General features: G+C 71.4%; 25 protein-coding genes and 1 other RNA gene. 11 read left to right on the top strand and 15 right to left on the bottom strand.

The genetic code is table 11. The features are described from left to right. Nucleotides 1-21: 21 nt before the first annotated feature. From LOC65_RS14935 to LOC65_RS14915, 5 genes are all read right to left on the bottom strand, one after another. Complete coding sequence (locus tag LOC65_RS14935; protein WP_230248116.1) at nt 22-1,347, bottom strand: metallophosphoesterase; 1,326 nt, start codon at nt 1,345-1,347, stop codon at nt 22-24. Between the two features lie 269 nt (nt 1,348-1,616). Beyond that, nucleotides 1,617-2,903: a sensor histidine kinase gene (locus LOC65_RS14930; protein WP_230248115.1), complete on the bottom strand. Its 1,287-nt coding sequence runs from the start codon at nt 2,901-2,903 to the stop codon at nt 1,617-1,619. Then, on the bottom strand, nt 2,900-3,628 hold the full coding sequence (locus LOC65_RS14925; RefSeq protein ID WP_230248114.1) for a LytTR family DNA-binding domain-containing protein: 729 nt from the start codon (nt 3,626-3,628) through the stop codon (nt 2,900-2,902). Before LOC65_RS14925 ends, LOC65_RS14930 begins: the two co-directional genes overlap by 4 nt. Nucleotides 3,629-3,868: 240 nt before the next feature. Further along, an RNA gene (ffs, locus tag LOC65_RS14920) (signal recognition particle sRNA small type) lies at nt 3,869-3,966 on the bottom strand. Between the two features lie 70 nt (nt 3,967-4,036). Further along, nucleotides 4,037-5,152 carry an AIR synthase-related protein gene (locus LOC65_RS14915; protein WP_164962092.1) on the bottom strand — a complete coding sequence of 372 codons (1,116 nt, stop codon included), beginning with the start codon at nt 5,150-5,152 and terminating at the stop codon, nt 4,037-4,039. A gap of 38 nt (nt 5,153-5,190) precedes the next feature. Between LOC65_RS14915 and dnaX the strand changes: the two genes are divergently transcribed. From dnaX to recR, 3 genes are all read left to right on the top strand, one after another. Then, nucleotides 5,191-7,173, top strand: coding sequence for a DNA polymerase III subunit gamma/tau (dnaX, locus tag LOC65_RS14910; RefSeq protein WP_230248113.1), 1,983 nt, complete (start codon nt 5,191-5,193; stop codon nt 7,171-7,173). Between the two features lie 69 nt (nt 7,174-7,242). Then, nucleotides 7,243-7,569: a YbaB/EbfC family nucleoid-associated protein gene (locus tag LOC65_RS14905; RefSeq protein WP_009857816.1), complete on the top strand. Its 327-nt coding sequence runs from the start codon at nt 7,243-7,245 to the stop codon at nt 7,567-7,569. A 10-nt stretch (nt 7,570-7,579) separates the two neighbouring features. Then, nucleotides 7,580-8,167: a recombination mediator RecR gene (recR, locus tag LOC65_RS14900; protein ID WP_230248112.1), complete on the top strand. Its 588-nt coding sequence runs from the start codon at nt 7,580-7,582 to the stop codon at nt 8,165-8,167. A gap of 182 nt (nt 8,168-8,349) precedes the next feature. Here recR and LOC65_RS14895 read toward each other — a convergent pair whose 3' ends face one another. Further along, complete coding sequence (locus tag LOC65_RS14895; protein WP_230248111.1) at nt 8,350-10,299, bottom strand: U32 family peptidase; 1,950 nt, start codon at nt 10,297-10,299, stop codon at nt 8,350-8,352. A 127-nt stretch (nt 10,300-10,426) separates the two neighbouring features. Next, entirely contained in the window at nt 10,427-11,041 is a 615-nt protein-coding gene (gene thrH, locus LOC65_RS14890) for a bifunctional phosphoserine phosphatase/homoserine phosphotransferase ThrH (RefSeq protein WP_009857813.1), read from the bottom strand. 159 nt (nt 11,042-11,200) lie between these two features. Between thrH and LOC65_RS14885 the strand changes: the two genes are divergently transcribed. After that, nucleotides 11,201-11,776 (top strand): hypothetical protein, encoded by a 576-nt coding sequence (locus LOC65_RS14885; RefSeq protein ID WP_230248110.1) that lies wholly within the window; start codon nt 11,201-11,203, stop codon nt 11,774-11,776. Between the two features lies 1 nt (nt 11,777). On the opposite strand, the gene LOC65_RS14880 is transcribed toward LOC65_RS14885, so the two are convergent. The 8 genes from LOC65_RS14880 to LOC65_RS14845 form a co-directional block, all read right to left on the bottom strand. After that, nucleotides 11,778-12,854 (bottom strand): S1C family serine protease, encoded by a 1,077-nt coding sequence (locus LOC65_RS14880; RefSeq protein ID WP_230248109.1) that lies wholly within the window; start codon nt 12,852-12,854, stop codon nt 11,778-11,780. A 220-nt stretch (nt 12,855-13,074) separates the two neighbouring features. Next, nucleotides 13,075-13,563, bottom strand: a complete 489-nt coding sequence (locus LOC65_RS14875) for a thioesterase family protein (protein WP_009857810.1) — start codon at nt 13,561-13,563, stop codon at nt 13,075-13,077. Continuing rightward, nucleotides 13,560-14,429 carry a 3-keto-5-aminohexanoate cleavage protein gene (locus LOC65_RS14870; protein ID WP_230248108.1) on the bottom strand — a complete coding sequence of 290 codons (870 nt, stop codon included), beginning with the start codon at nt 14,427-14,429 and terminating at the stop codon, nt 13,560-13,562. Before LOC65_RS14870 ends, LOC65_RS14875 begins: the two co-directional genes overlap by 4 nt. Next, nucleotides 14,426-16,498: a biotin carboxylase N-terminal domain-containing protein gene (locus tag LOC65_RS14865; protein WP_230248107.1), complete on the bottom strand. Its 2,073-nt coding sequence runs from the start codon at nt 16,496-16,498 to the stop codon at nt 14,426-14,428. The genes LOC65_RS14870 and LOC65_RS14865 overlap by 4 nt, the downstream gene beginning before the upstream one ends. After that, nucleotides 16,495-17,289: an enoyl-CoA hydratase/isomerase family protein gene (locus tag LOC65_RS14860; protein ID WP_230248106.1), complete on the bottom strand. Its 795-nt coding sequence runs from the start codon at nt 17,287-17,289 to the stop codon at nt 16,495-16,497. Before LOC65_RS14860 ends, LOC65_RS14865 begins: the two co-directional genes overlap by 4 nt. Beyond that, nucleotides 17,286-18,437 (bottom strand): acyl-CoA dehydrogenase family protein, encoded by a 1,152-nt coding sequence (locus tag LOC65_RS14855; RefSeq protein ID WP_230248105.1) that lies wholly within the window; start codon nt 18,435-18,437, stop codon nt 17,286-17,288. The genes LOC65_RS14860 and LOC65_RS14855 overlap by 4 nt, the downstream gene beginning before the upstream one ends. A 26-nt stretch (nt 18,438-18,463) precedes the next feature. Then, nucleotides 18,464-20,074, bottom strand: a complete 1,611-nt coding sequence (locus tag LOC65_RS14850) for an acyl-CoA carboxylase subunit beta (RefSeq protein WP_230248104.1) — start codon at nt 20,072-20,074, stop codon at nt 18,464-18,466. Continuing rightward, on the bottom strand, nt 20,074-20,943 hold the full coding sequence (locus LOC65_RS14845; protein WP_230248103.1) for an SDR family oxidoreductase: 870 nt from the start codon (nt 20,941-20,943) through the stop codon (nt 20,074-20,076). The genes LOC65_RS14850 and LOC65_RS14845 overlap by 1 nt, the downstream gene beginning before the upstream one ends. A 147-nt stretch (nt 20,944-21,090) precedes the next feature. Here LOC65_RS14845 and LOC65_RS14840 point away from each other — a divergent pair, with 147 nt between their 5' ends. The 7 genes from LOC65_RS14840 (at nt 21,091) to upp (ending at nt 25,262) form a co-directional block, all read left to right on the top strand. Continuing rightward, the gene (locus LOC65_RS14840; protein ID WP_230248102.1) at nt 21,091-21,387 is read left to right on the top strand and encodes an SCP2 sterol-binding domain-containing protein; all 297 of its coding nucleotides are present in this window, start codon (nt 21,091-21,093) and stop codon (nt 21,385-21,387) included. A gap of 9 nt (nt 21,388-21,396) precedes the next feature. Continuing rightward, entirely contained in the window at nt 21,397-21,846 is a 450-nt protein-coding gene (locus LOC65_RS14835; RefSeq protein ID WP_009857801.1) for a MerR family DNA-binding transcriptional regulator, read from the top strand. A gap of 69 nt (nt 21,847-21,915) precedes the next feature. Continuing rightward, a complete protein-coding gene (locus LOC65_RS14830) occupies nt 21,916-22,338 on the top strand; it encodes an MbcA/ParS/Xre antitoxin family protein (RefSeq protein WP_230248101.1) in 423 nt (140 codons plus the stop codon). Nucleotides 22,339-22,385: 47 nt separating this feature from the next. Continuing rightward, on the top strand, nt 22,386-23,012 hold the full coding sequence (locus LOC65_RS14825; RefSeq protein ID WP_009857799.1) for an RES family NAD+ phosphorylase: 627 nt from the start codon (nt 22,386-22,388) through the stop codon (nt 23,010-23,012). Beyond that, on the top strand, nt 23,009-23,743 hold the full coding sequence (locus tag LOC65_RS14820) for a DUF1624 domain-containing protein (RefSeq protein WP_230248100.1): 735 nt from the start codon (nt 23,009-23,011) through the stop codon (nt 23,741-23,743). Before LOC65_RS14825 ends, LOC65_RS14820 begins: the two co-directional genes overlap by 4 nt. Nucleotides 23,744-23,768: 25 nt before the next feature. Continuing rightward, nucleotides 23,769-24,557 (top strand): 23S rRNA (guanosine(2251)-2'-O)-methyltransferase RlmB, encoded by a 789-nt coding sequence (rlmB, locus tag LOC65_RS14815; protein WP_230248099.1) that lies wholly within the window; start codon nt 23,769-23,771, stop codon nt 24,555-24,557. A 78-nt stretch (nt 24,558-24,635) separates the two neighbouring features. Next, the gene (upp, locus tag LOC65_RS14810) at nt 24,636-25,262 is read left to right on the top strand and encodes a uracil phosphoribosyltransferase (protein ID WP_009857796.1); all 627 of its coding nucleotides are present in this window, start codon (nt 24,636-24,638) and stop codon (nt 25,260-25,262) included. Nucleotides 25,263-25,516: the final 254 nt, after the last annotated feature.

The raw sequence follows: 25,516 nt of genomic DNA, 5'->3' as shown, positions 1-25,516 counted from the left end.
CTCGCGGCGGCGCCGTCGCCGTCACTCGTCGTGGCCGGAGACGCTCGCGGTGATGTCGTTCACCGTGCCTTCGTCGACGAAGCTCAGGACCGCCTTCTGGCCGCTGGCGCCGGTCGACAGGACCACGAAGGTGCGCGGGGCCCTGTCGTAGTCGACGTTGTCGTCGACCCAGGTGCCGGAGTTGAGGTAGCACTTGCCGCCGCCCAGGTCGCGGTACGAGGGCACGTGGGTGTGGCCGAAGACGACGACGTCGACGTTCTCGTCCGGGTTCTCGAGGTACTGCGCGCGGGCCTGGGCGTAGAAGTACTCGTACTTGATCGCGCCCTTGACCGCGCTGACGAAGCTGCTGGGCACCTTCACGCCGTTGAGCGTCTGCCGGTCGGCCCAGGTGCGCTGGATGTTGCGGAACAGCACCGGCGCGGTGATCGTGCCGTCGGCCTGCTGCGCCGGATAGAAGTCCAGATAGCTGTAGCGGTCGTTGAAGCCGCAGATGCGCATGTCGAAGATCTTTTCCTCGACGCCCTGGTACGGCGTCATGCGCGTCGAGATGTCCCTCAGCACCGAGTGGTAGAGGAAGGCCCCGTACTGGTCCACGTCCGACTCGTCGGGGATGTTCGTGACCGTCGGCAGGATCTTCGGCACGCTGGGCTTGTCTTGCAGCACCCAGGTGGCGGCGTAGCGCGCGTAGAAGTAGCCGGCGGGCAGGAAGGTGTCGGCGTTGCCGCAGAGCTCGGCGTTGGTCAGCGTGTCCGGCGCCGAGAACACGTCGTAGCGGTGGCCGTGCTCGATGACGATCTCGCGGCGGTCGCCGGTGTAGTAGGCGCCGAGCCCGCGGACGTCGCGGGCCTGCACCAGGCTCGGGATCGCGGCCTGCAGCACGGCGGCTTCGAGCGTCAGGTCGTGGTTGCCGGGCACGTAGACCAGCCGGATGCCGCTGGAGATCACCCGGTTCAGTTCCTTGAAGACCTCGACGTTGTTCGCGATGACGTCCCGGTAGAACTGCACCTGGTCGGTGTGGCTCGGGTAGTCGACCGGCAGGAACCATTCGTCGAGGAAGTCCCCGGCGATGACCAGCTCGCGCACGTCCCGGGTGTTCTGCAGGCACTGCAGGAACCTGACCAGCAGCGGCCGGTTGTCCAGCGTCTCGGTGTAGCGGTCGTCGATGCCCAGGTGCAGATCGCTGATGACGACGATCTTGTCGCGGCTGCTGCCGGCGGCCCACAGCGGGGTGGCGTCCGACGCCGGTTCGGAGCCGTCGTCCCAGCAGCCGGAGAGATTCAGCGTCGCGAGGCACGCGCCGGTGCCGGCGCCGAGGGTCTTGAGGAAGTTTCTGCGGGAGAAAGTCATGTGGACCTCCGACAACCGGCGGGTGTCTTCTGAAGATATGCTCCAAATGCTAGCGCGCACCCCTGCGGGAAATTGCCGGTGCACTCCAGTGGCCGGCTTTTGCACTCAAAAGCGGTTTTTCGGGCGGGGCTTTGAAATCCCGCGGCGAATACTCCGGAATTCGCCGTCGCGGCCTTATCCGGGTATGTCGTGAACAGTTCCCGAATCCTCTGTCGGGTTGTCCTCGGGGTGTTCGCGGCTTGCGCTCGGACAACACCCCGCGGGCCGCTCTAGATCAGCAGCCGGACGCGGAACGAACCGTTCTCGACGCGGTACAGCAGCTCCGCGTCGTGTGTCTTGGCGAAGGCCGCGACGCTCCGGCTGCCGATGCCATGGCCTTCGCGCCGCACGACCGGCTGGCCGGCGTCGTCGAGCGCGGTGTCGGCGCTGCAAGAGTTCTCGATCTCGAGCAGCAGCCGTCCGGCGTTGCGGGCGATGAAGCGCAGGTAAGGCGTCTGCCCCTCGGGCAGGCGCGTGCAGGCCTGCAGCGCGTTCTCCATCAGGTTCGACACCACCATCGACAGCGCCAGCGCGTCGACCTTCAGTTCGGCCGGCACCTCGAGGCTGATCTCGGTGCGGATGCCGGCCTGCTCGGCGAGGCCGGCGTAGTGGCTGACCGCCGCGTTCACCACCGGGTTCTCGCAGAACACCCTGGCGAGTTCGGGCGCCGGCCGGTCCTCTCTGCGCAGCAGGGCGGTGGCTTCGGCCGTCTGGCCGCGCTCGAGCAGGCCTTGCAGCACGTGGTTGAAGTGGCGACGGTCGTGCGCCGCGCGGCTGTTCTGCAGCGCCGCCGTTTCCATCAGCTGCAGCCGCGCCGCCATGCCCGTCGTCGCCAGCTGCAGATACTGGCGCTCGGCCGCGATCACGAGGTGGTGTTCACGCATCCGGTACTGCGCCGTGATCGTCTTCAGCGAATGCACGATGGCGACGTAGATCGACAGGCCGAGCAGGGTCAGCAAGAACAGCGGCGAGCCGTTGTCCGTCAGCATCTGCTGGATGTCGCCGCCGAAGAAGTGGCCGAGAAAACACAGCAGCAGCGCCGTCGCCGGCAGGATGTAGACCGGCCAGTTGTCCAGCACCCGCCGGTACAGCGCCGACACCCAGCGGCGAAAGGCCAGGATCACCGCCGCGAACAGGAGAAAGCGCAGCAGCGTGTTGCCGTACTCTGGATCGGGCAGCACCGCCCGGAAGTAGTAGCTGAGGAAGACGATCGCCGCGTAGATATTGATCATGGTGATGTAGCTGAAACACCACTGCATGACGCTGTCGCTGAACAGCGGTTTCATCACGATGGCGATGACGAGCAGCATCGCCAGATCGACGTAGAAGACCGCGGTGTAGTCTCCGTTCAGATAGAAGTAATAGTTCGCGCCGAGGTTCGCCGCCAGAATCAGTGCCGTCGCCGCGATGTAGATTCTCTTGTCGCGATACTTCGGCATCGCCATCGTGCACAGCAGCAGTATCAGCATGACGTCGGTGACGAGCGCCCGCAGCAGATCCGGAAAATGCTCGCTCAAGGCCGCCCCGCCAGATCATCCAGGTACGCGTCGCGCACCGCCGCGTAGCGTTTTTCGGCGATCGGCACGAGCTTGCCGTGGCGCAGCGAGAAGCTGTCCCGGCTGAAGCGCTCGACGTGGCGCAGGTTGACGACGTAGGCCGCGTGGCACTGCACGAAGCGGCGGTCCTCGAGCAGCGGCGCGCAGTGCTCCGCGAAACTCTCGCGGAAGGTCCGGCTGACGATCCGGTCGCCGTCCCTGAGGGTGACGGCGGCGGTGTGATCCTGGTACTCGCAGCAGGCGATGTCGGCCAGCCGCAGCACACGCAGGCCGTCGCCGCTCTTCACCCTGAAGGTCCGGTCATCGTGCACGTCGGCCTTGGCGACGGCCAGCGCCAGCGCCTCGAACAGCGGCGCCTCGGCGATCGGCTTGACGAGGTAGGCCAGCGGCTGGGCGGCATAGGCGCGCAGCGCGAACTGCGGCTCGGTCGTGGTGTAGACGATCTGCGCCTCGCGGTCGACGCGGCGGATCTCCTGGCCGAGCTCCAGGCCGCTGACCATCGGCATGACGATGTCCAGCAGGTAGAGGTGAAAGCTCTTCGTCGCGAGGGCGTCGAGCAGCGCGTCGGGGTGGGCGAAGGCGCAGACCTCCGCGTCGAGCTCGTGTTCGCCGAGGTAGCGGCGGGTCAGCGACGACAGGTGTTGCAGTTCGTCCGGGACGTCGTCGCAAATCGCTATTCGGATCATCGCTGGGCAGGGCCGGTCTCGGTCGCAGCCAGTTGTCGCGGTGTTGCCCGTGTGTCGGTGTGACGCCGGTCAAGTGCGGATCGGATGTCCGAGGCCTTGTCACCGGCCGTCGTCGCGCCTCGAGGCCAGGTCATGCTCGGCGAGCGCGCTCGGGAGAGCGCGGCGACGTGCTGCGGGGAGTGGCCGTGGGTCGAAACCGCGCCGCGAGTCTGCGGCGCCGAGCACGGCGGAGGAGGGGAGGGTGACGAGCCTTACCCCCGGCACTGGTTGCAACGCTTAGGGCTGCTTGGTTCCCCACCTGACCCGGTTGGGCGCGCTTCCATGCGGGGAGGCCCGTCACGGCGCATTCTAGCCGCAGTGCGCGGCCGGCCCGCCGGTGCCCAGGTGGCACCGCGGGCCATGGCCTCGTCAGCGCAGCTGCAGCGCGTCGTCGCCCCACTCGATGCCCAGCGGCTCGACGATCAGGCGCTTCGGACCGGCCTCGACACGGCCGGCGACGAGGGCCTCGATGCCCTGGGCGCGCGCGATCTCGACGGTGCGCTCGGCGTCCGCGGCGGCGACGTAGAGCGCGAAGCCCGCGCCCATGTTCAGCGTGCCGTAGGCCTCGGCGTCGTCCTGGCCGGCGTGGCGCTGGATGAAGGCCAGCACCGGCGTCACCTTGGGCACTGCCGTGATGCGGTAGGTGAAGCTGCCCGGGTGACGCAGCAGCTTGCGCCAGCCGTGGCCGGTGATGTTGGCGGCGTAGCGCACACGCACGCCGGCGGCGGCCAGCGCTTCGGTGACCGGCGAATACAGCGTCGTCGGCGCGAGCAGCGCGTCGCCGTACGTCAGGCCCGGCTCGACCTCGGTCAGGTAGCCCTCGGGCAGGCGCTCGACCAGCTTGCGCGCCAGGCTCAGGCCGTTGGCGTGGATGCCGCTGGAGGCCAGCAGCACGATGGCGTTGCCCGGTTCCAGCTCGTCGCCCAGCGACAGGCGCTGCTTCGGGTTGACGATGCCGGTGCACGAGGCGGCCAGGTCGATGCGGCCGCTCTCGACGATGCCGGCCAGCGCCGGCGTCTCGCCGCCGCCCCAGGCGACGCGGCAGGTGTCGCAGGCCGCCTTCCAGCCGGCCACCAGCGCCTGCGCGCGTTCGGCGTCGCCGAACCAGTCGCTGCCGCCGGCGGCCCAGTAGGCCTGCACGACCAGCGGCGTGGCGCCGACGGTGATCAGGTCGTTGACCGCCATCGCGATCGTGTCCTGCGCGATTGCCGAGTAATAGCTGCGGCCGGTGAGCTTGTGCATCTCGTCGGCGACCAGGGCCTTGCTGCCCAGGCATTCGACGATGCTGGCGAGGTAGAACGGGCCGACGTCGACGACGTAGGCGGATTCGCCGCGCGAGGCCTTCACCTCGGTGAAGCCGTGGCCCGCAAGATGCGGGGCGGTGGCGGCGGCGGCGCGCTGCGCGGCCACTTTGAGCGGGTCGATCAGGTCGTAGACGACGCCGGACTGCTCGTAGCTCAGCGGAGTGTTGGCGGGTGCTTGCATGGGCCGGGATTATCGCCCCCCGCCCGTAGAATGGCCCGGTGAGCTACGTCGTCCTCGCGCGCAAATACCGTCCCCGCAGCTTCGACCAGATGGTCGGCCAGGAGCACGTCGTCCGTGCGCTGAGCAACGCGCTGGAGCAGCAGCGGCTGCACCACGCCTACCTCTTCACCGGCACGCGCGGCATCGGCAAGACCACCGTCTCGCGCATCCTGGCCAAGAGCCTGAACTGCACCGGGCCCGAAGGCACCGGCGGCATCACCGCGCATCCCTGCGGCGTCTGCAGCGCCTGCACCGAGATCGACGCCGACCGCTACATCGACTACATCGAGCTCGACGCGGCCAGCAACCGCAGCATCGACGAGATCCGCGACCTGATCGAGCGCGCCGCCTACAAGCCCGGCATCGGCCGCTTCAAGGTCTTCATGATCGACGAGGCGCACCAGCTCACCAAGGACGCCTTCAACGCGCTGCTGAAGACGCTGGAGGAGCCGCCCGAGTACCTGAAGTTCGTGCTCGCGACGACCGACCCCGAGAAGATGCTGCCGACGGTGCTGTCGCGCTGCCTGCAGTTCAACCTGCGGCCGATGGCGCCGCAGACCGTGCACGAGCACCTGCAGAAGGTGCTGGCCGCCGAGCACGTGCCGCACGACGAGCCCTCGCTGCGCCTGCTGTCGCGCGCCGCGCGCGGCTCGATGCGCGACGCGCTCTCGCTGACCGACCAGGCCATCGCCTACGGCGGCGGGCGCGTCGACGAAGCCGTCGTGCGCGCCATGCTGGGCAGCGTCGACCGCGGCCATGCACGCCGGCTGGTCGAGGCGCTGGCCGCACGCGACGGCGCCGCGGTGCTGGCCACCGTCGACGCGCTGCGGGCGATGGGGCTGTCGGCGTCGGCGACGCTGGAGGAGCTGGCCTCGCTGCTGCAGCAGATGGCCGTCGAGCAGGCCGTGCCCGGCGCGCTGGATGCGCAGGACCCGGACACCGAGGACGCGCGTGCGCTGGCCGGCGTGCTGCCGCCCGACGAGACGCAACTGCTCTACAGCATCGCGCTGCACGGCCGCAGCGAACTGGCGCTGATGAGCGACGAATACGGCGCGCTGACGATGGTGCTGCTGCGCCTGCTGGCCTTCCCGCCGGCCGGCGCCGCGCCGGTGCCGCCGCGCGAGACGCCGCGTTCGGCGCCGCTGCGCGCGCCGTCGCCGCCGGCGATGACGATGCCGGTGGCCAAGGTGGCCGCGCCCGTCGTCCCGGCCCCGCCGCCGCCACGGCCTGTGCCGGTGACGCCGGTGGTCGCGCCGCAGCCTGCGGCGCCCGCGCCTGCGCCTGTTGTCGAACGCCGCCCCGAGCCTCCTGCGCCGGCGCCGCAAGCGGCTCCCGAACGTGCCGCCGCGCGCTCCGTTCCGCGCCACGACGACATTCCGCCGTGGATGGACGAGGAGCCGCCGCTGGAAGGCGAGTTCGCCAACGCCGTGCCGGCGCCGGCCCGTGCGCCGGCGCAACCCGAACCCGAGCCAGAGCCGGTCGAGGCCACGACCTCCGAGCCTCCCGCCGACGAACCGCCGCCCGTCGAACGCCGCCCGCGCCCGGTGCGCCGCGACGAGCCGCCGGCGCCGCCGCCGCGCACGCCGCTGGGCGACCGCTGGTATGCGCTGTGCCAGGCGATGGCCGAACGTGGCGCGGTTTCGGCGCTGCTGCGTGAACTGGCCTGGCAGGGCGGCTTGGCCGAAGTCGACGAGACGGCCACGCCGCAACGCTGGCGGCTGCAGGTCGAACGCGAGTCGCTGCGCACCCATGCGCTGCGCGAGAAGCTGACGGCGGCGATGGCCGCCGAGCTCGGCGCGCCGGTCGATCTGGTGCTCGAACCCGGCTCGCCCGAGGACACGCCGGCCCGCCGCGACGCCTGGGAGCGCACGCGCCGCCAGCAGGAGGCCGAGCACACCATCCGGCACGACCCGGTGGTGCTGGAGTTGATGCGCCAGTTCCCCACGGCACGCCTGGTGCCGAACTCGATCAAGCCGGTCTGAGCGGCGCTGCCGCACGACGATAATCCCGCGTTTTCCGCGGCCCCGAGGCCGCCACGAAAGGACACGACGATGATGAAGGGCCACCTCGCCGGGCTGATGAAGCAGGCCCAGGCGATGCAGGAAAACATGAAGCGCGCCCAGGAAGAGCTGGCGCAGCTGGAGGTCGAGGGCCAGTCGGGCGCCGGCCTCGTGAAGGTCGTGATGACCTGCAAGCACGACGTGCGCCGCCTGAGCATCGACCCCAGCCTGCTGGCCGACGACAAGGACATGCTCGAGGACCTGGTCGCCGCTGCGTTCAACGACGCCGTGCGCCGTGCCGACGAGATCAGTGCCGAGAAGATGGGCAAGCTGACCGCCGGCATGCCGATGCCGCCGGGCATGAAGTTCCCGTTCTGACGTCTTGCCGATGGCCGACACCGCGCTCGACGCGCTGATCGAGGCGCTGCGGCGGCTGCCGGGTGTCGGCCAGAAGTCGGCGCAGCGCGTCGCCTTCCACCTGCTGCAGCACGACCGCGACGGCGCGCGCCGCCTCGCGCACGCGCTGGACGTCGCGGCCGAGCGTGTGCACCACTGCGCGCGCTGCCACACCTTCACCGAAGACGAGGTCTGCCCGGTCTGCCGCGACCCCGAGCGCGACGGCCGGCTGCTGTGCGTCGTCGAGACGCCGGCCGACCAGCACGCGCTGGAACGCAGCGGCGGCTACCGCGGCCTGTACTTCGTGCTGATGGGCCGGCTGTCGCCGCTGGACGGCATCGGCGCCGGCGACATCGGCGCCGCCGAGCTGATCGAACGTGCCAGCGACGGCACGGTGCAGGAAGTCATCCTGGCCACCAGCTTCACCGCCGAAGGCGAGGTCACCGCGCACGCGCTGGCCCAGGCGCTGCGCGCCCGCGGCCTGAAGGTCACGCGCCTGGCACGCGGCGTGCCGGCCGGCAGCGAGATCGAATACGTCGACCTGGGCACGATCGCCCACGCGCTGGTCGACCGCCGCTGACGCGGCGGCTCAGCCCGCCCGCCGAAGACCGAGAAGACCGGGGTCAGGTCTCGTAAGACCTGACCCCACGAGACTGCGGGGGTCAGACTGGGAGACCGGGGTCAGGTCTCGTGAGACCTGACCCCAGGCTGTCCTGACCCCAGGCTGTCCAGGCTGTCTGACCCCAGCCTGTCGCGGCGGTCTCAGACGCGAGCCGCCGGCCGCGTCCGGTAGAAGCTCACCGGCTGCGCCTTGGCCTCGCGCAACACGCTCTTCCTGATGCGGCCGACGACGTGCATCTCGCAGGGCTTGCAGTCGAAGCGCAGCGTCAGGCGCTCTCCGCCGGAGACCAGCGTCAGCGGCTCGGCGCGCACCGTGCCCTGCACGCCGATGACGCCCTTGGCCTGCTTGGGGCACAGCGACAGCGACCAGCGCACGCAGTGGCGCGTGATCATCAGGCTGACCTCGTCGCTGCGCTCGTGGCTCTCGTAGGCCGCTTCGATCACCTTGACGCCGTGGCGGGCGTAGAACGCCGCCGCCTTCGTGTTGTGCACGTTGGCCAGATAGCTCAGCGTGTCCTCGGGGTAGGGCGCCGGCGGGTCCTTCGGCGTCGCGCGCGGCAGCGGCTCGAAGGCCGCGGCGCGGGCCGCTTCCAGGGCCGCGACGGCGTCGCGGCGCAGCGCGTTGGCCACCGAGGCCGGCACGAACCACGGCGCCACGATGTCGACGCCGCGCGCCTCGAAGATCGTGCCGCCCAGGCGCGCCAGGTTCTCGCGCAGCGTGGCTTCGTTGCGCGCCGCGTCCTTCGGGCGCTGATGCTCGTGAACGACCTCCGCATGGGCGTAATGGCCGTCGGCGTCGACGAGCTGCAGCACGAAGCCTTCGCCGCTGGCCTCGAAACGCAGGTCGACCGGGATCAGGCGTTCGGCCGACTTCTTCTCCAGCAGCCGGTCCCAGGCCATGTCGCGGTTGCGGCTGATCGCGGCGTCGCGGCGCAGGTCCTTCAGCGTCTCGATCGGGGCGTTCGGCTGCACGCGCCAGGTGCGGCCGCCCAGCGGCGTGGCGACGTTGACCGGCACGCCCTGCAGCTCGCCCTGGCGGTCCCACCAGGTCAGCGCGTCGCCGTTGTTCAGCGCCGCCGAGGCGTCGGTGAGCACGAGGTCGAAATGGTCCTTGCCGACGCGTGTGACGTGGCCGATCTCGACGCCGGCGTGTTTGGGCGTGTCGAAGGCGCCGATGTCGCTCTGGCGGCCGTTGACGAAGTAGTCGGTCGCGCCGCGGTTGAAGCTGCGTGCCGGGTCGGGCGTGAAGGTGTAGCGGCAGCGGCCGCTGGACGCGGCGCGCAGCTCGGGGTGTTCGTCGAGCAGCCGGTCGAGCAGCTGGCGGTAGTGCGCGGTGACGTTCTTCACCGTGCCCATGTCCTTGTAGCGGCCCTCGATCTTGAAGCTGCGCACGCCGGCGGCCACCAGCGCCGGCAGGTTGGCGCCCTGGTCGTTGTCCTTCAGCGAGAGCACGTGCTTCTCGTGCGCGACGATGCGGCCCTGGGCGTCGGTCACCGTGTACGGCAGCCGGCACTCCTGCGAGCACGAGCCGCGGTTGGCGCTGCGCCCGGTGTGCGCGTGGCTGATGTAGCACTGGCCGCTGTAGGCGACGCACAGCGCGCCGTGCACGAAGAACTCCAGCACGACGCCGGGCGCGGCGGCGGCGATGGCCTGCACCTCGGCCAGCGTCAGCTCGCGTGCCAGCACCAGCTGCGAGAAGCCGGCGTCCTGCAGGAAACGCGCTTTCTCCGGCGTGCGGATGTCGGTCTGCGTGCTGGCGTGCAGCTGGATCGGCGGCAGGTCCAGCTCCAGCAGGCCCATGTCCTGGACGATCAGCGCGTCGGCGCCGGCACGCCAGACGTCCCAGGCCAGGCGGCGCGCGTCTTCCAGCTCGTCGTCGCGCAGGATGGTGTTCAGCGTGACGAAGACGCGCGCGTTCCAGCGGTGCGCATGGCGCGCCAGGCGTTCGATGTCGGCCAGCGCATTGCCCGCCTTGTCGCGCGCGCCGAAGCTCGGGCCGCCGATGTAGACGGCGTCGGCGCCGTGGTTGACGGCTTCGATGCCGACGTCGGCGTCGCGCGCCGGCGCGAGCAGTTCCAACGTGTCGCGCACGGAATGGACCACCCCCGAAGCGCCTTCGGCGCTCCCCCTCAAGGGGGCGCCGCCGGTGTCCCGGCAGAGCCGGTCCACGGCGGCTGCTTGATGTTCCTGCGGCATTCCGGCTATGAGCGGCTTGCGCTCAGCCGCGCAAGCGCTGGGCCGCGCCGTCGATCGACGCCTTCAGCTCGTCGTAGTTGCGGTTCACCGGGAACTGCGGGAACTGCGCGACGATGCTCTCGGGCGGGTGGATGAAGAAGCCGGCGTCGGCTGCGCCGAGCATGCCGGTGTCGTTGTACGAGTCGCCGGCGGCGATGACCTGGAAGTTCAGCGACTTCAGCGCGTTGACCGCGTGGCGCTTCTGGTCGGGCTGGCGCAGCTTGTAGTCGGCGACGTAGCCTTCGGCGTCGATCTCCAGCCGGTGGCAGAACAGCGTCGGCCGGCCGAGCTGGCGCATCAGCGGGTCGGCGAACTCGTAGAAGGTGTCCGACAGGATGATCACCTGGTAGCGCGAGCGCAGGTCGTCGAGGAACTCGCGCGCGCCGGGCAGCGGCGCCATGCCGGCGATGACGTCCTGGATGTCGGCCAGCTTCAGGCCGTGCTCGCGCAGCATCGCCAGGCGCCAGCGCATCAGCTTGTCGTAGTCGGGCTCGTCGCGTGTCGTGCGCGAGAAGGCGGCGATGCCGGTGCGTTGCGAGAACGCGATCCAGATCTCGGGGACCAGCACCCCTTCGAGGTCGAGGCAGACGACTTTCATGGGGCGCGATGCTAGCGCAGCCGCTCGCCGCGTCGGCGCCGCGGCGGCCGTGATTTGTCCACGACCGGCCGGTCGTCAAGACCCCATCGAACGTCGGATGCGCGATGCGGCCGGCGTGCCGCCGCTATGCTGCCCGGCTGCACAACCGATGGAAACGTGATGGCCGAGGGCAAGGCCGACGGCCAGGAGCCGGCCGGCGCCGAACTGCTGGACAAGGTACGCCGCGAACTCTCGCGCCAGCAGACGCGCGCCGAGGGGCCGCTGTACCGCGTCGTCGAGGTCGGTCGCGACAGCGACGGGCGGCTGGTCAAGCACGCCCAGATCTGGCACAGCGACCTGTCGGTGGCGCGGCGTTTCGGCCGTGCGCTGGCCGCGAACTCGGTCGCCCAGCAGGTCACCGTGACCGACGCCGCAGGCAACATCCTCGAGGAGATCTCCCCGCCGCCGCCCGGTGTGCTGCCGCCGGGCTGGGACGGCTGGCGTGACCTGCCGCTGCCGCCGCTGCCGCGGCCCAAGCCGGCCAAGCCCAAGCCCACCTTCGGCAGCGTGCCGGCGGCGCTGGCGCGCTCCCATCCGCCGGCTCCGCCTTCGCCGCCGCCGGTGCTGCCGGTGCTCGGCGCGGCACCGGCCGAATCGCTGCCTCAGACGATGCTGTCGCAGCCCGGCGAGGCCGCGTCGCCACCGGCGGCCAAGTCCGGCCCCGACGACGACGTCGAGATCGTCCTGCCGACCTGAGCTACTCGGCGCTGCCCAGCGTCACCGTCACGCTGCGCGACTGGCCGGCGCGCCAGACCGTCAGCGTCACGCGTTCGCCCGGCTGGCGCGTTTCCAGCAGCGACAGGATGTCGTCGAGGCTGTCGACCGCCTCGCCGGCCACCGCGGTGATGACGTCGCCGGCGACGATCTGCGCGCCGCGCCCACGCTGGAAGGGTTTCAGCCCTGCCTTGGCCGCCGGGCTGCCCGGCTGCACCTGCACCAGCGGCACGCCGCGCGGCAGGCCCAGCGCGCGTGTCAGGTTGGCCGGCCCGGCGGTGACGCCGATCGCCGGCCGCAGGAAACGCCCGTCGCGGATCAGCCGCGGCACGATGCGGTTGACCTCGTCGACGGGAATTGCGAAGCCGATGCCGGCGCTGGCGCCGCTGGGGCTGGCGATCTGCGTGTTCACGCCGATCAGCCGGCCGGCGCTGTCGAGCAGCGGGCCGCCGGAGTTGCCGGGGTTGATCGCCGCGTCGGTCTGGATCACGCCGCGGATCGTGCGGTTGTTGAAGGACTCGATCTCGCGGCCCAGTGCGCTGACGATGCCGGTGGTCAGCGTCTGGTCCAGGCCGAACGGGTTGCCGATCGCGTAGACCCGCTGGCCGACACGCAGCTCGCGGCTGGAGCCGATGGCGATCGGCGGCAGCTTCTCGCGCGGCGCCTTGATGCGCAGCACCGCGAGGTCGCGGTCGGGGAAGGCGCCGACCAGCTCGGCGTCGAAGCTCGTCTGGTCGGCCAGCGTCACCTGGGCGCCGCTGCCGCCCTGGATGACGTGGAAATTGGTGACGATGTGGCCCTGTTCGTCCCAGACGAAGCCGGTGCCGGTGCCGGCCGGCACCTGCTGCACGTTCAGCGAGAAGAAGTCGCGCCGCGCCGCCAGCGTCGTGATGTGCACGACCGACGGCGAGGCCTTGCGGAAGAGCTCGATGTGGGCCGTCTCCTCGGCCGACAGCGCGCCGCGCGGCGTGACCGGCCGCGGGCCGGCTTCGGTGCGCGCCTGCAGCGGCAGCGCCAGGCTGGCGAGGAGGAAGGCGAGGGCGATCGGCGTGTGTCTCATCGTTGATGCGGGGCCGGGCGGCCCCCACGTGGCCTTGTCGGCGCCGATTTTCTCAGCTGGAGTTCGGGGTCAGGTCTTGGAGTGCGGGGTCAGGTCTTGTGAGACCTGACCCCAGCCTGCCGCCGTTCAGCTGACGGAAATCGGGGTCAGGTCTTATGAGACCTGACCCCAAGCCGCCTTATGAGACCTGACCCCAAGCCGCCTGACCCCAAGCCGCCGTTCAGCTGACGATGTACGAGCCGGCGCCGGTGGCGATCAGTTGGCCGCTGTCGTCGACCAGCCGCATCTGAGTCGAGCCGACACGCCCGCCCAGGCGCGTGACCTCGGCCTGCGCGACATAGCGCGGCGCCAGCCCGGGGCGCAGGAAGTCGGTGCGCAGGTCGATCGTGCCCATGCGCGCAAAACGCTGCAGCACCTGCTGGGCGTCGTCGGCGGGGTGGCGTTCGGCGATCGCGACCATCAGCGCCAGCGCGCCGGTGGCGTCCAGCGTCGCCGAGATCGCGCCGCCGTGCAGGCGCTGGTGCAGGAAGTGGCCGATCAGCTCGGGCCGCATCGTGAACGACAGCCGCACGTCGCCCGGCGCCAGCGACTCGACCTTCAGCCCGAGCACGCGGTTGAAGACGATCTGCTGCTCGAACATCTCGGTGAAGGCCGCTTCCAGCCGCTGCTGCTCGGCGGCGCTGCGGCGGGCGGCGGGTGTCGTCGTCACGGTGCGAGTCCCAACCGGGCGCGTGCCTGCGCCGGTGTCGCAATCGCACGCCCGGCGCGGCGCGCGCAGTCGGCCAGCGCCTCGATCAGCTCGCCGTTGCCGCGTGCGCGCCGGCCGTCGGGCAGGTGGAAGGTGTCTTCCAGCCCGGTGCGCAGCATGCCGCCCAGCTCGGCGGCGCGCTGGTGCACCGGCCAGATTTCGGCGCGGCCGATCAGCGTCGCCTGCCAGACCGCGCCCGGCGGCGCGTAACCCGGCAGCAGCGCCAGCAGCGCGGCGTCGCAAGGCATGCCGCTGGCGACCCCCATCACGAAGTTCAGCTCCGGCGTACCGTCGACCAGGCCGGCCTTGGCGAACAGGCCGACGCTGCGCACGATGCCGACGTCGAAACACTCGAACTCCGGGTGCGTGCCGCATTCGCGCATCACGGCGACGAACCGTTCGATCTTGTCGACCGGGTTGTCGAAGACCATCGGCGGCCAGGCCCAGCGGCCGTCTTCGCGCAGCTTCAGGTAGTTCAGGCTGCCAGCGTTGCAGGCCGCGATCTCGGGGCGCACGCGGCGGATGCAGGCCGCCGGGCCTGCTATGTCGGGGCCGAGCACGCCGGTCGTCAGGTTGAGGATGACGCCGGGGCAGGCCGCGCGGATCGCGTCGCAGACGGCGGCGGCGACCTCCGGGTCCCAGCTCGGCGTGAAACCCCGGCCCGGCGCCTGGTCGCGCAGATGCACGTGCATCACGCTGGCGCCGGCGTCGAAGGCGGCACGCGCCTCGCGCGCCATCTGCTCGGGTGTCACCGGCACCGGGTGCTGGTCGGGGTTCGTCAGCACGCCGGTCAGCGCGCAGGTCAGGATCGCGGGTTCGAGGCTCATGCGTCCAGCTCCAGTTCGACCAGCAGCGCCCCGGCGGCGACCGGGTCCTTGGCGGCGGCGTGCACCGCGCGCACGAGGCCGGCGGCGCCGGCCTCGAGCCACATCTCCATCTTCATTGCCTCGACGCAGGCCAGGCGCTGGCCGGCCTCGACGCGGTCTCCCGGCGCGACCAGCACCTGGGCGACGACGCCGGCGACCGGGGCGCGGGCGCACGACGCGTCGCTGGCGGTGTCGGTGCCCGGCCACGGCGAGGCCTCGGCGAACGCGAACACGTCGCCATCGACGACGAGATGCAGCGTGTCGCCGTCGCGCAGCGCGACGGCCTGGCGCTGCATGCCGTCGTGCCACCAGCGCACGCGGCCGTCGGCGTCGAGCTCGAGGACGCGGACCTCGTCGGGCGGCGCGCGCAGCGTGCGGCGCTCGCCGGCGCAGTCGACGACGAGGTCGAGCCGGGCGAGGCCGGCTGGCCGCAGCGCGGGGGGCGGCCGCAAGGCGGGGGCACGCAAGGCGGGGTCGCGCAAGGCGGGGTCAGGTCTCGTGAGACCTGACCCCAGGCTTCCCGCACCGCCGACCGATCCGGGGTCAGGTCTCGCGACCGATCCGGGGTCAGGTCTCGTGAGACCTGACCCCAGGCTTCCCAGGCTTCCCGAACCGCCGAGCAACGCCGCCGCCAGCTGCCAGACGGCCTCCGGCGGTTGCGGGCGCCGCAACAGCGGCTCGCCGGCCGCGGCCCATTCGTCCAGCCGCGTCGTCGTCATCCGCGCGCCGGTGAAGTCCGGGTGCGCCAGCAGCTCGCGCAGGAAGCGCGCGTTGTGGCGCGGGCCGACCAGCACCGCGTCGGCCAGCGCGCGGCGCAGCCGGCGCAGCGCGTCGGTGCGGTCGCGGCCGTGGGCGACGAACTTGGCGACCATGGCGTCGTAGTACGGCGGCACCTCGCCGCCCTCGGCCAGGCCGTGGTCGACGCGGATGCCGGCGTCCGCCGGCCGCCAGCGCAGCACGCGCCCGGTCTGCGGCGTCCAGCCGGCATACGGGTCTTCGGCGTAGAGCCGCGCTTCGATGGCGTGGCCGTCGAAGCGGATCTGCTGCTGCGTCAGCGGCAGCGGCTCGCCGGCGGCGATGCGCAGCTGCCATTCGACGAGGTCCAGCCCGGTGATCGCCTCGGTGACCGGATGCTCGACCTGCAGCCGGGTGTTCATCTCGAGGAAGAAGTGCCGGCCCTCGGCGTCGACGACGAACTCGACGGTGCCGGCACCGCGGTAGCCGACGGCCAGCGCCGCGGCCACCGCGTCGCGGCCCATCGTGGCGCGCATCCCGGCGCCGACGATCGGCGACGGCGCTTCTTCGACGACCTTCTGCCGCCGCCGCTGCGCCGTGCAGTCGCGTTCGCCGAGGTGCACGGCGCGGCCGTGGGCGTCGGCGAAGACCTGCACCTCGACGTGGCGCGCGCCGGTGATGAGCCGCTCCAGCATCAGCCGGCCGTCGCCGAAAGCGCTCTCGGCTTCGCGCCGTGCACCGGCCAGCGCCGCGACCAGTTCGCCGGGCTGGCGCACCAGGCGCATGCCGCGGCCGCCGCCGCCGGCCACGGCTTTCACCAGCAGCGGCAGGCCCAGGGCTTCGGCTTCGGCGGCCAGGCGCTCATCGCTCTGGTCGTCACCCAGGTAGCCCGGCGCGCAGGGCACGCCGGCGGCCAGCATGCGGCGCTTGGCGCCGGCCTTGTCGCCCATCGCGCGGATCGCCTCGGCCGGCGGGCCGATGAAGACCAGACCGGCGGCCTCGACCGCGGCGGCGAAGTCGGCGCGTTCGGACAGGAAGCCGTAGCCGGGATGCACCGCGTCGGCGCCGCTGCGGCGCGCGGCGTCCAGCACCGCGGCGACGTTCAGGTAGGACTCGGAGGCCGGCCCCGGCCCCAGCCGCACGGCGACGTCGGCCTGGCGCACGTGCGGCGCGGCCGCGTCGGCATCGCTGTAGACGGCCACCGTGCGGTAGCCCAACCGGCGCGCGGTGCGCATCACGCGGCAGGCGATCTCGCCGCGGTTGGCGACGAGCACGGTCTCGAACGGCCGGCTCATTGCGGCGCCCAGGCCGCGCGGCGGCGTTCGAGGAAAGCCGTCGTGCCTTCGACGCCTTCAGGCCCCAGCGCGGCGCGTGAGAAGACCTCGGCCGCATGCGCCACCAGCCCGGCCGCGGGCTGCCAGCGCGCCTGCGCGACGAGCGCCTTGCTGGCGGCCACCGCGCCCGGCGCGCAGCGCAGGATGTCCTGCAGCACCGCTTCCAGCGCATGGTCGAGCGCGCCGGTCGCGTGCAGTTCGTGCACCAGGCCGACGGCCAGCGCCGCGTGCGCGTCGAGCTTGCCGCCGCAGACCGCCAGCCGCCGCGCCTGCGAGGGCCCGAGCCGCTCGACGAGGAAGGGCGCGATCTGCGCCGGCACCAGCCCCAGCGAGGTCTCGGGCAGGCGGAACACGGCGCTGGTGGCGGCCAGCGCGACGTCGGCGACGCAGGCCAGCCCGAGGCCGCCGCCCATCACGCTGCCTTCCAGCAGCACGACGGTGGCCAGCCCGGTGGCGGCGAAGGCGGCGCAGAGCTCGCCGAAGGCGGCGCTGACCTTCTCGATCGCCTTCGGGTCCTGGTCGAGCCGGGCGCGTGCCGCGGCCATGTCGGCGAGGTCGGCGCCGGCGCAGAAGTGGCCGCCGGCGCCGCGCAGCACGACGACGCGCACGCGGCCGCCGGCTTCGGCCTCGGCCAGCGCCGTGCGCAGCGCCAGCACCATCTCCAGCGACATCGCGTTGCGCACCTCGGGGCGCGACAGCGTCAGCGTCAGCACGCCGCGGCCGTCTTCGTGGGCGACGACGGCCGTGCTCATCGGCGCCCCGGCAGCGTGTTCTCGAGCTTGCAGAGGATGCCCAGCATCACCTCGTCGGCGCCGCCGCCGATCGACACCAGGCGCGAGTCGCGCCAGGCCTGCGAGATCGGGTTCTCCGGCGTGTAGCCCATGCCGCCCCAGTACTGCAGGCAGCTGTCGGTGACCTCGCGCGACAGCCGCCCGCACTTCAGCTTGGCCATGCTCGCCAGCCGCGTGACGTCCTGGCCGGCGATGTAGAGCTCGACGGCGCGGTAGGTCAGCGCGCGCAGCGCCTCGACCTCGGTGCGCAGCTCGGCCAGGCGGTAGTGCACGACCTGGTTGTCGAGGATGGGCTTGCCGAAGGCCTGGCGCTGGCGGGTGTAGTCGATCGTCAGGTCGATCAGCCGGTCCAGGCTCTTCAGCGACGAGGCCGCGCCCCACAGCCGTTCCTCCTGGAACTGCAGCATCTGGAAGGTGAAGCCCATGCCTTCCTGGCCGATCAGGTTCCGGCGCGGCACCCGCACGTTGTCGAAGAACAGCTGCGCGGTGTCGCTCGAATGCATCCCGATCTTGCGGATCTTCTGCCGCGTGATACCGGGCGCGTCCATCGGCACGACGATCAGGCTCTTGTTGCGGTGCGGCGGGCCGTCGCTGGTGTTGGCCAGCAGGCAGCACCAGTCGGCCTTCAGGCCGTTGGTGATCCACATCTTGGTGCCGTTGATGACGTAGTCGCCGCCTTCGGCGCGGGCCGTCGTCTTGACCGCGGCGACGTCGCTGCCGCCGCCGGGCTCGCTGACGCCCAGGCAGGCCACGTAATCGCCGGCGATCGTCGGCACGAGGATCTCACGCTTCAGTTCCTCGCTGCCGAAACGCGCCAGCGCCGGCGTCGCCATGTCGGTGTGCACGCCGATGGCCATCGGCACGCCGCCGCAGTGGCAGGCGCCCAGGGCCTCGGCCATCACCATCGAGTAGCTGAAGTCCAGCCCGGCACCGCCGTATTCGGCCGGGTACTTCAGCCCCAGCAGCCCCAGGTCGCCCAGCTTCTTGAAGACCTCGTGGCTGGGGAACTCCTCGGCCGCCTCCCAGGCGGCGACGTGCGGGTTCAGCTCCTTGTCGACGAAGCGGGTGACGATGTCCTCGATCTGGCGGTGTTCGGGCGTGAACTGCATCGGGTGTCTCCTCGGGTTCTCGTGGATCAGAAGCGCGCGACGCCGAAGGCGTTGGGCCGCAGCGTGCGGCGCGCCGCCTCGGCGGCCAGCGTCAGGCACAGGCCGAGCACGCGGCGCGTGTCGCGCGGGTCGACGATGCCGTCGTCCCACAGCCGTGCGGTGCCGAACAGCGCCGTGCTCTCGGCGTCCAGGCGGCGGCGCAGCGCGTCGCTCATCGCCGCCAGCGCGCTCTCGTCGGCGGGCAGGCCCAAACGTTCGAGCTTCTGGCGGTTCAGCAAGTCCATCACCTGCGCCGCCTGGGCGCCGCCCATCACCGCGGTGCGTGCGCTGGGCCAGGCGAAGATGAAACGCGGGTCGAAACCGCGCCCGCACATGCCGTAGTTGCCGGCGCCGTAGCTGCCGCCGAGCACGACGGTGAACTTCGGCACGCGCACGTTGGCCACCGCCTGGATCATCTTGCTGCCGTGTTTGATCGCGCCGGCGCGTTCGGCCTCGCGGCCGACCATGTAGCCGGTGGTGTTCTGCAGGAACACGAGCGGCGTGCCCGACTGGTCGCACAGCTGCATGAACTGCGCCGCCTTGGTCGAGCCCGCGGGCTGGATCGGGCCGTTGTTGCCGACGAGGCCGACGTCGTGGCCCATCAGCCGCGCGTGGCCGCAGACGGTGTCGGGTGCGTAGGCGGCCTTGAACTCGAGGAACTCCGAGCCGTCGACGAGACGCGCGACGACCTCGCGCACGTCGTAAGGCATGCGCTCGTCGGCGTGCACGACGCCCATCAGCTGCTCGGCCGGGTACAGCGGTTCAGGCGCGGGCGGCGGCGGTGCGACCGTGTCCCAGGGCAGGCGGCCGAGCAGTTCGCGCGTCAGCTCGATTGCGTGCGCGTCGTCCTCGGCCAGGTACTCGCCCAGGCCGGTGACCTGGGCGTGCAGCTCGGCGCCGCCGAGCTCTTCGTCGGTGGCGTCCTCGCCGATCGCGGCTTTGACCAGCGGCGGGCCGGCGAGGTAGATGCTGGAGCGCCCGCGCACCAGCACGACGTAGTCCGACAGCCCCGGCAGGTAGGCGCCGCCGGCGGTGGACGAGCCGTGCACGACGGCGATCTGCGGGATGCCGGCCGCCGACAGCCGCGCCTGGTTGGCGAAGCTGCGCCCGCCGTCGACGAAGATCTCGGCCTGGTACATCAGGTTGGCGCCGCCGGACTCGACCAGCGCCACCAGCGGCAGCTTGTTCTCGCGCGCCAGCTCCTGCGCACGCAGCGCCTTCTTCAGCCCCATCGGCGCGACCGTGCCGCCCTTGACGGCGCTGTCGCTGGCGGTGACGAGCACGCGCCGGCCGGCGACGGTGCCGATGCCGACGATGGCGCCGCCGCCGAGCACGCTCTTCTTGCCGTCGTCGTCGTGCATGCCCAGGCCGGCCAGCGGCGACAGCTCGAGGAAGTCGCTGCCGCGGTCGAGCAGGCGCGCGACACGTTCACGCGGCAGCAGCTGGCCACGCGCGGCGAACTTCTCCGCCTTGCTGGCCGACTCGGCGACGACCTTGGCTTCGAGCGCACGCACCTCTGCGAGGCGCTCGTGCATGCGCGCCGCGTTGGCCGCGAAAGCCGCCGAACGCGGGTCCAGCCGCGAGACCAGCGCCGGCATCAGCGCAGCACCTCGGGCGTCGTCGCGCGGTGGAAACCGTCGAACGGTGTCGAACGCGCCGTGCGGCCCATCGGGAAGCTCTGGTTGCCCAGCGGCGCGCCGCCGTCGATCGGCAAGGTGACGCCGGTGATGAAGGCCGCCGCCGGCGACAGCAGGAAGACGATGGCCGCACTCACTTCGGCCTCGACACCCAGCCGGCGCAGCGGCACCTCGCCGGCCAGCGAGGCGATGATCGGCTTCATCTCCGGGCCGTAGCGGTCCAGGCCGCTGGAGGCGATCCAGCCCGGCGCGACGGCGTTGACGCGCACACCGGCGTGCGCCCACTCGAAGGCCGCGCTCATCGTCAGGTTGGCCATGCCGGCACGCGCGGCGCCGCTGTGGCCCATGCCGGGCATGCCGTTGCGGAAGTCGGCGGTCATGTTGACGATCGCGCCGCCCGTGCCCTGCATGCTCTGCAGGAAGACCTCGCGCATCATCAAAAAGCCGCCGGTCAGGTTGTTGGCGACGACGGCGTCGAAGCCTTTCTTCGAGATCGCCATCAGCGGCGCCGGGAACTGCCCGCCGGCGTTGTTGACGAGGCCGGCGACCGGGCCGTGCTCGGCGACGACGCGGCCGACGGCGGCCTTGACGGCCTCTTCGTCGCGAATGTCGAGCACCACGGTCTCGCAGCGGCCGCCGTCCTCGGCGATCTCGGCGGCGACACGGGCCAGCTTGTCGGCCTGGCGGCCGCTGACGACGACGGTGGCGCCCAGCGCCGCCAGCTCGTGCGCGACGCAGCGGCCGATGCCGCTGCCGCCGCCGGTGACCCAGTGCAGCTGTCCGGCGAACAGGCCGGGACGGAACACGCTGCGGTAGCCGGACTCGTTCATCGCGCCTCGCCGTCGTGGTGATGCGGCGGCATTAGGCGTCGAGGGTTACGTTAACGTCAACCGGGTTACGGGTTGGTGATTTCCATGATCTCAACGGAATGCCCCCCAGCTACGATGCGCCGCACCAACCCAGGGAGCCCCGATCCGATGGACCTGCAAGCCTGTACCGAGGAACTGCGCCGCAAGGTCGGCGAGGCCAGCGGCCTGAACGCGACGCTGAAGTTCGACTGCGGCACCGACGGCGTCGTCGTCATCGACGGCCGGGCGGTGCCGAACACCGTCGACAACGTCGACCGCGACACCGACTGCACCGTCGGCATCACGCACGACAACCTGGTCGCGATGCTCAAGGGCGAGCTGCAGCCGGCGACCGCCTTCATGACCGGCAAGATCAAGGTCAGCGGCGACATGAGCGTCGCGTTGAAGCTCCAGCGCATCGTCTAGCATCCGTCGATGCTCGACACCCCGGATCGACCCGATGACGCCGCCGCGCAGGCGGTGGTCGCGTCGCACCGCGACACCGACACCGGCGAGCTGTTCGGCATCACCGAGCTGTGCCGCGAGTTCGGCATCACGCTGCGCACGATCCGCTTCTACGAGGACAAGGGGCTGCTGGCGCCCCGGCGCGTCAATGGCGCCCGCGTCTACACCCGTCGCGACCGCGCGCGGCTGGCGCTGATCCTGCGCAGCAAGGCGATCGGCGCGTCGCTGGCCGAGATCCAGCACTACCTGGATCTCTACGGCGACAACGGCGAGGGCCGTGTCCAGCAACTGGCCTACGTCGTCGAACGCACCGACCTGGCGATCCGCGACCTCGAGGCCAAGCGCGCCGGCCTCGACGCGACGCTGGCCGAGCTGCGGCTGATCAACGAGACCGCGCGCCGCCAGCTCGACGGCGGTTGAACGCGTTCGCGTTCTGGTGCGGTGTCTGTTTTTGGACTATCATGAGACCGTAGTCCAATACTGGATGCCATGCGCCTCGTTGCCGCCGAATCCGCTGCTGCGTTTGCCGACGTTTCCGACGAACGTCTGGCCGCGGCCGGCCTGCGTGCCTTCGTGCGCATCGCCGAGGCTTGGGGCCTGAGCGTCGACGAGCAGCTGGTGCTGCTGGGCCAGCCGGCGCGCTCGACCTTCTTCGCCTGGCGCCAGCACCCCGAGAAGGCGCGGCTGTCGCGCGACACGCTGGAGCGCCTGTCCAACCTGCTGGGCATCTACAAGTCGCTGCAGATCCTGCTGCCCGAGCCGGCCGCGGCCGACGCCTGGGTGCGCCGGCCCAACAGCGCCGAGGCCTTCGGCGGCCGCAGCGCGTTGCAGCGCATGCTGGCCGGCAACGTCGGCGACCTCCACTTCGTGCGCCGCTACCTCGACGGCGTGCGCGGCGGCGGCTGGTCCTGAACACGCCCGACGTCCGCCGCGTCCGCTGGACGCAGGCCTGCCGCATCGTGCCGACGCGCTACCCGTCGGTGACGCTGTTCGACCGTGTCGCCGACGCCGAGGACTTCGACGCGCTGTACGCGCTGGAGGCGCTGACCAACGAACGCCTGCGCGAGGAGCTCGGACACGTCGAGCGTGTGCCGCGCGCCGAGCGTGTCTTCGGCCCCGGCAGCGGCCCGGTGATGGCCGCGTTCACGCACGTCAACCCCGAGGGCAGCCGCTTCTCCGACGGCCGCTGGGGCGTGTTCTACGCGGCGCGCGAACGCGAGACGGCGATCGCCGAGACGCGCCACCACCACGCACGTTTCCTCGCCGCCACGCGCCAGCCGCCGATGCACCTGCCGATGCGGCTGTACCACGTGGCGATCGACGCCCGGCTGCACGACCTGCGGCCGCCCGGCGCCGTCGACGACGCGGTCTACGCGCCGGGCGATTACAGCGCCTCGCGTGCGCTGGCCGCCACGCTGCGCGCTGCCGGCTCGCACGGCGTCGTCTACCGCAGCGTGCGCCACGCCGGCGGCGAATGTGTCGGCCTGTTCCGCCCGCGCGGCGCCGGGCCCTGCCTGCACGCCGCGCACCTGCTCTACGCCTGGGACGGGCAGGGCTTCGCCGACGTCTACGAGAAGACGGCATGAATCGCCGGGCTGAACGCTTCGACCGCCTGGACGCGCTGCGCGGGGCGGCCATCGTCTGGATGGCGGCCTACCACTTCGTGTTCGACCTGAACCACTTCCGGCTGCTCGACCCGCGCCAGGACTTCTACGGCGACCCGTGGTGGACCGTGCAGCGAACCTGCATCGTCAGCCTGTTCCTGTTCTGCGCCGGCCTGGGCCAGGCCGCGGCGCTGGACGCCGGCCAGCGCTGGCCACGCTTCTGGCGCCGCTGGGCGCAGGTGGCGGGCTGCGCGCTGCTGGTCAGCGCCGGCTCGGCGACGATGTTCCCGCACAGCTGGATCAGCTTCGGCGTGCTGCACGGCATCGCGCTGATGCTGATCCTCTCCCGGCTGGCCGCGCCGCTGGGACGCTGGCTGTGGCTGCTGGGCGCCGTGGCGATCGTGCTGCCGTTCCTCTGGCAGCACCCGTTCTTCGACACGCGCTGGACCAACTGGGTCGGCCTCGTGACGCACAAGCCGGTCACCGAGGACTACGTGCCGCTGCTGCCCTGGTGCGGCGTGATGCTGTGGGGGCTGGCGGCGGGGCAGTGGCTGCTGGCGCGGCGGCGCGGCTGGTTCACCGGGCCGCTGTCGCGCGGGCTGGCGCCGCTGGCGCTGCTGGGGCGCTGGTCGCTGTCGTTCTACATGGTCCACCAGCCGCTGTTCATCGGCGCGCTGACGGCGCTGCTGTCGCTGGGGCTGATCGGGCGCTGAGGTCCGGAGCCGCCGGGCGGCTACGATGCGCGCCTTCGTCCTGCCGGCCTTTCGGCGGGCGCTTTCCCAGGTGAACCCCGTGAGCAACAAGGTCCTGTTCGGCTTCCACGCCGTGACGGTGCGGCTGAAGACCGCGCCGCAGTCGGTCAAGGAGATCCACGTCGACGCGACGCGCCGCGACGCGCGCATGCGCCAGTTCGTCGAACGGGCCGAAGCCGCCGGCGCCAAGCTGGTCGACAGCGACGGCGAGCGCCTGACCCAACTCGCCGGCAGCGGCCGCCACCAGGGCGTGGTGGCGCGCGTGACGCCGCTGGCGACTACGCATTCGCTGGACGACGCACTGGACGCCGCGGCCGGCGCGCCGCTGGTGCTGGTGCTCGACGGCGTCACCGACCCGCACAACCTCGGCGCCTGCCTGCGCGTGGCCGACGGTGCCGGCGCCTGCGCCGTCGTCGCGCCCAAGGACCACGCGGTGGGCCTGAACGCGACGGTGGCCAAGGTCGCCAGCGGTGCTGCCGAGACCGTGCCCTACCTGATGGTGACCAACCTCGCGCGTTCGCTGGGCGAGATGAAGGAGCGAGACATCCGCGTCATCGGCACCTCCGACGACGCGACGAAGACGATCTACGACGTCGACCTGAGCGGCCCGGTGGCGCTGGTGCTCGGCGCCGAGGGCCACGGCATGCGCCAGCTGACGCGCAAGACCTGCGACGAGCTGGTGCGCATCCCGATGCAGGGCGCGGTCGAGAGCCTGAACGTCTCGGTGGCCGCCGGCATCTGCCTGTACGAGGCGCTGCGCCAGCGTTCGCGCTGAAGCCGCGCCGACCTGTCGCAAGCTCGCGCCGGCGGCCACTGGCTACACTGCCGGGATCACCGAATTCCGAGTTTCAACATGCCTGTCATCGAAGTCCGTCATCCGCTGGTGCGCCACAAGGTCGGCCTGCTGCGCGAGAAAGACATCTCGACGAAGAAGTTCCGCGAGCTGACCAACGAGATCGCGCGCCTGCTGGCCTACGAGGCGACGGCCGACTTCCCGCTGGAGCCGATCGAGATCGACTGCTGGAGCGGCCCCGCGACGATCGAGCAGATCGCCGGCCGCAAGGTCACGGTGGTGCCGATCCTGCGCGCCGGCATCGGCATGCTCGACGGCGTGCTCGACATGGTGCCCAACGCCAAGGTCAGCGTCGTCGGCCTGTCGCGCAACCACGAGACGCTGCAGCCCGAGCACTACTTCGAGCGTTTCGTCGGCCACCTCGACGAACGCACCGCGCTGATCGTCGACCCGATGCTGGCGACCGCCGGCTCGATGATCGCGACGATCGACCTGCTCAAGCGCCGCGGCTGCAACGACATCCGCGCGCTGGTGCTGGTGGCCGCGCCCGAAGGCATCAAGGCGCTGGACGCCGCGCACCCCGACGTGCGCTGCTGGACGGCGGCCATCGACAGCCATCTCGACGAGAACGGCTACATCATCCCCGGCCTCGGCGACGCGGGCGACAAGATCTTCGGCACGAAGTGATGGAGCCCCCGGCCGCCTGGCGGCCGCCCCCCCGAGGGGGGCAACCTGACCGGACCGGGAGACCCGGATCCGGTCAGGCGCGTTGACACCGCCGCTCCCCCTGACCGCCTGCGGCGGTCTGTCCCCGAGGGGACGAATTCCGAGCTTGCTCGCTGTTCGCGTTAGCGGAGCACCTTCAGCGCAAGATGGGGTCAAGCGCAAGATGGGGTCAAGCGCAAGATGGGGTCAGGTCTTGAGAGACCTGACCCCGGACT

This window comes from Rubrivivax sp. JA1055, from assembly GCF_020966565.1.
Lineage (GTDB): Bacteria > Pseudomonadota > Gammaproteobacteria > Burkholderiales > Burkholderiaceae_C > Rubrivivax > Rubrivivax benzoatilyticus.
The sequence above is the reverse complement of the archived record's forward strand: the minus strand, read 5'-3'. Positions and strand labels throughout refer to the sequence as shown.

Bases quoted from the DNA above. Each gene is read 5' to 3' on its own strand.
- LOC65_RS14935 (WP_230248116.1), bottom strand. From the start codon at position 1,347: ATGACTTTCTCCCGCAGAAACTTCCTCAAGACCCTCGGCGCCGGCACC.
- LOC65_RS14925 (WP_230248114.1), bottom strand. From the start codon at position 3,628: ATGATCCGAATAGCGATTTGCGACGACGTCCCGGACGAACTGCAACAC.
- LOC65_RS14915 (WP_164962092.1), bottom strand. From the start codon at position 5,152: ATGCAAGCACCCGCCAACACTCCGCTGAGCTACGAGCAGTCCGGCGTC.
- LOC65_RS14905 (WP_009857816.1), top strand. From the start codon at position 7,243: ATGATGAAGGGCCACCTCGCCGGGCTGATGAAGCAGGCCCAGGCGATG.
- recR (WP_230248112.1), top strand. From the start codon at position 7,580: ATGGCCGACACCGCGCTCGACGCGCTGATCGAGGCGCTGCGGCGGCTG.
- thrH (WP_009857813.1), bottom strand. From the start codon at position 11,041: ATGAAAGTCGTCTGCCTCGACCTCGAAGGGGTGCTGGTCCCCGAGATC.
- LOC65_RS14885 (WP_230248110.1), top strand. From the start codon at position 11,201: ATGGCCGAGGGCAAGGCCGACGGCCAGGAGCCGGCCGGCGCCGAACTG.
- LOC65_RS14880 (WP_230248109.1), bottom strand. From the start codon at position 12,854: ATGAGACACACGCCGATCGCCCTCGCCTTCCTCCTCGCCAGCCTGGCG.
- LOC65_RS14870 (WP_230248108.1), bottom strand. From the start codon at position 14,429: ATGAGCCTCGAACCCGCGATCCTGACCTGCGCGCTGACCGGCGTGCTG.
- LOC65_RS14865 (WP_230248107.1), bottom strand. From the start codon at position 16,498: ATGAGCCGGCCGTTCGAGACCGTGCTCGTCGCCAACCGCGGCGAGATC.
- LOC65_RS14860 (WP_230248106.1), bottom strand. From the start codon at position 17,289: ATGAGCACGGCCGTCGTCGCCCACGAAGACGGCCGCGGCGTGCTGACG.
- LOC65_RS14855 (WP_230248105.1), bottom strand. From the start codon at position 18,437: ATGCAGTTCACGCCCGAACACCGCCAGATCGAGGACATCGTCACCCGC.
- LOC65_RS14850 (WP_230248104.1), bottom strand. From the start codon at position 20,074: ATGCCGGCGCTGGTCTCGCGGCTGGACCCGCGTTCGGCGGCTTTCGCG.
- LOC65_RS14845 (WP_230248103.1), bottom strand. From the start codon at position 20,943: ATGAACGAGTCCGGCTACCGCAGCGTGTTCCGTCCCGGCCTGTTCGCC.
- LOC65_RS14840 (WP_230248102.1), top strand. From the start codon at position 21,091: ATGGACCTGCAAGCCTGTACCGAGGAACTGCGCCGCAAGGTCGGCGAG.
- LOC65_RS14835 (WP_009857801.1), top strand. From the start codon at position 21,397: ATGCTCGACACCCCGGATCGACCCGATGACGCCGCCGCGCAGGCGGTG.
- LOC65_RS14830 (WP_230248101.1), top strand. From the start codon at position 21,916: ATGCGCCTCGTTGCCGCCGAATCCGCTGCTGCGTTTGCCGACGTTTCC.
- LOC65_RS14820 (WP_230248100.1), top strand. From the start codon at position 23,009: ATGAATCGCCGGGCTGAACGCTTCGACCGCCTGGACGCGCTGCGCGGG.
- rlmB (WP_230248099.1), top strand. From the start codon at position 23,769: ATGCGCGCCTTCGTCCTGCCGGCCTTTCGGCGGGCGCTTTCCCAGGTG.
- upp (WP_009857796.1), top strand. From the start codon at position 24,636: ATGCCTGTCATCGAAGTCCGTCATCCGCTGGTGCGCCACAAGGTCGGC.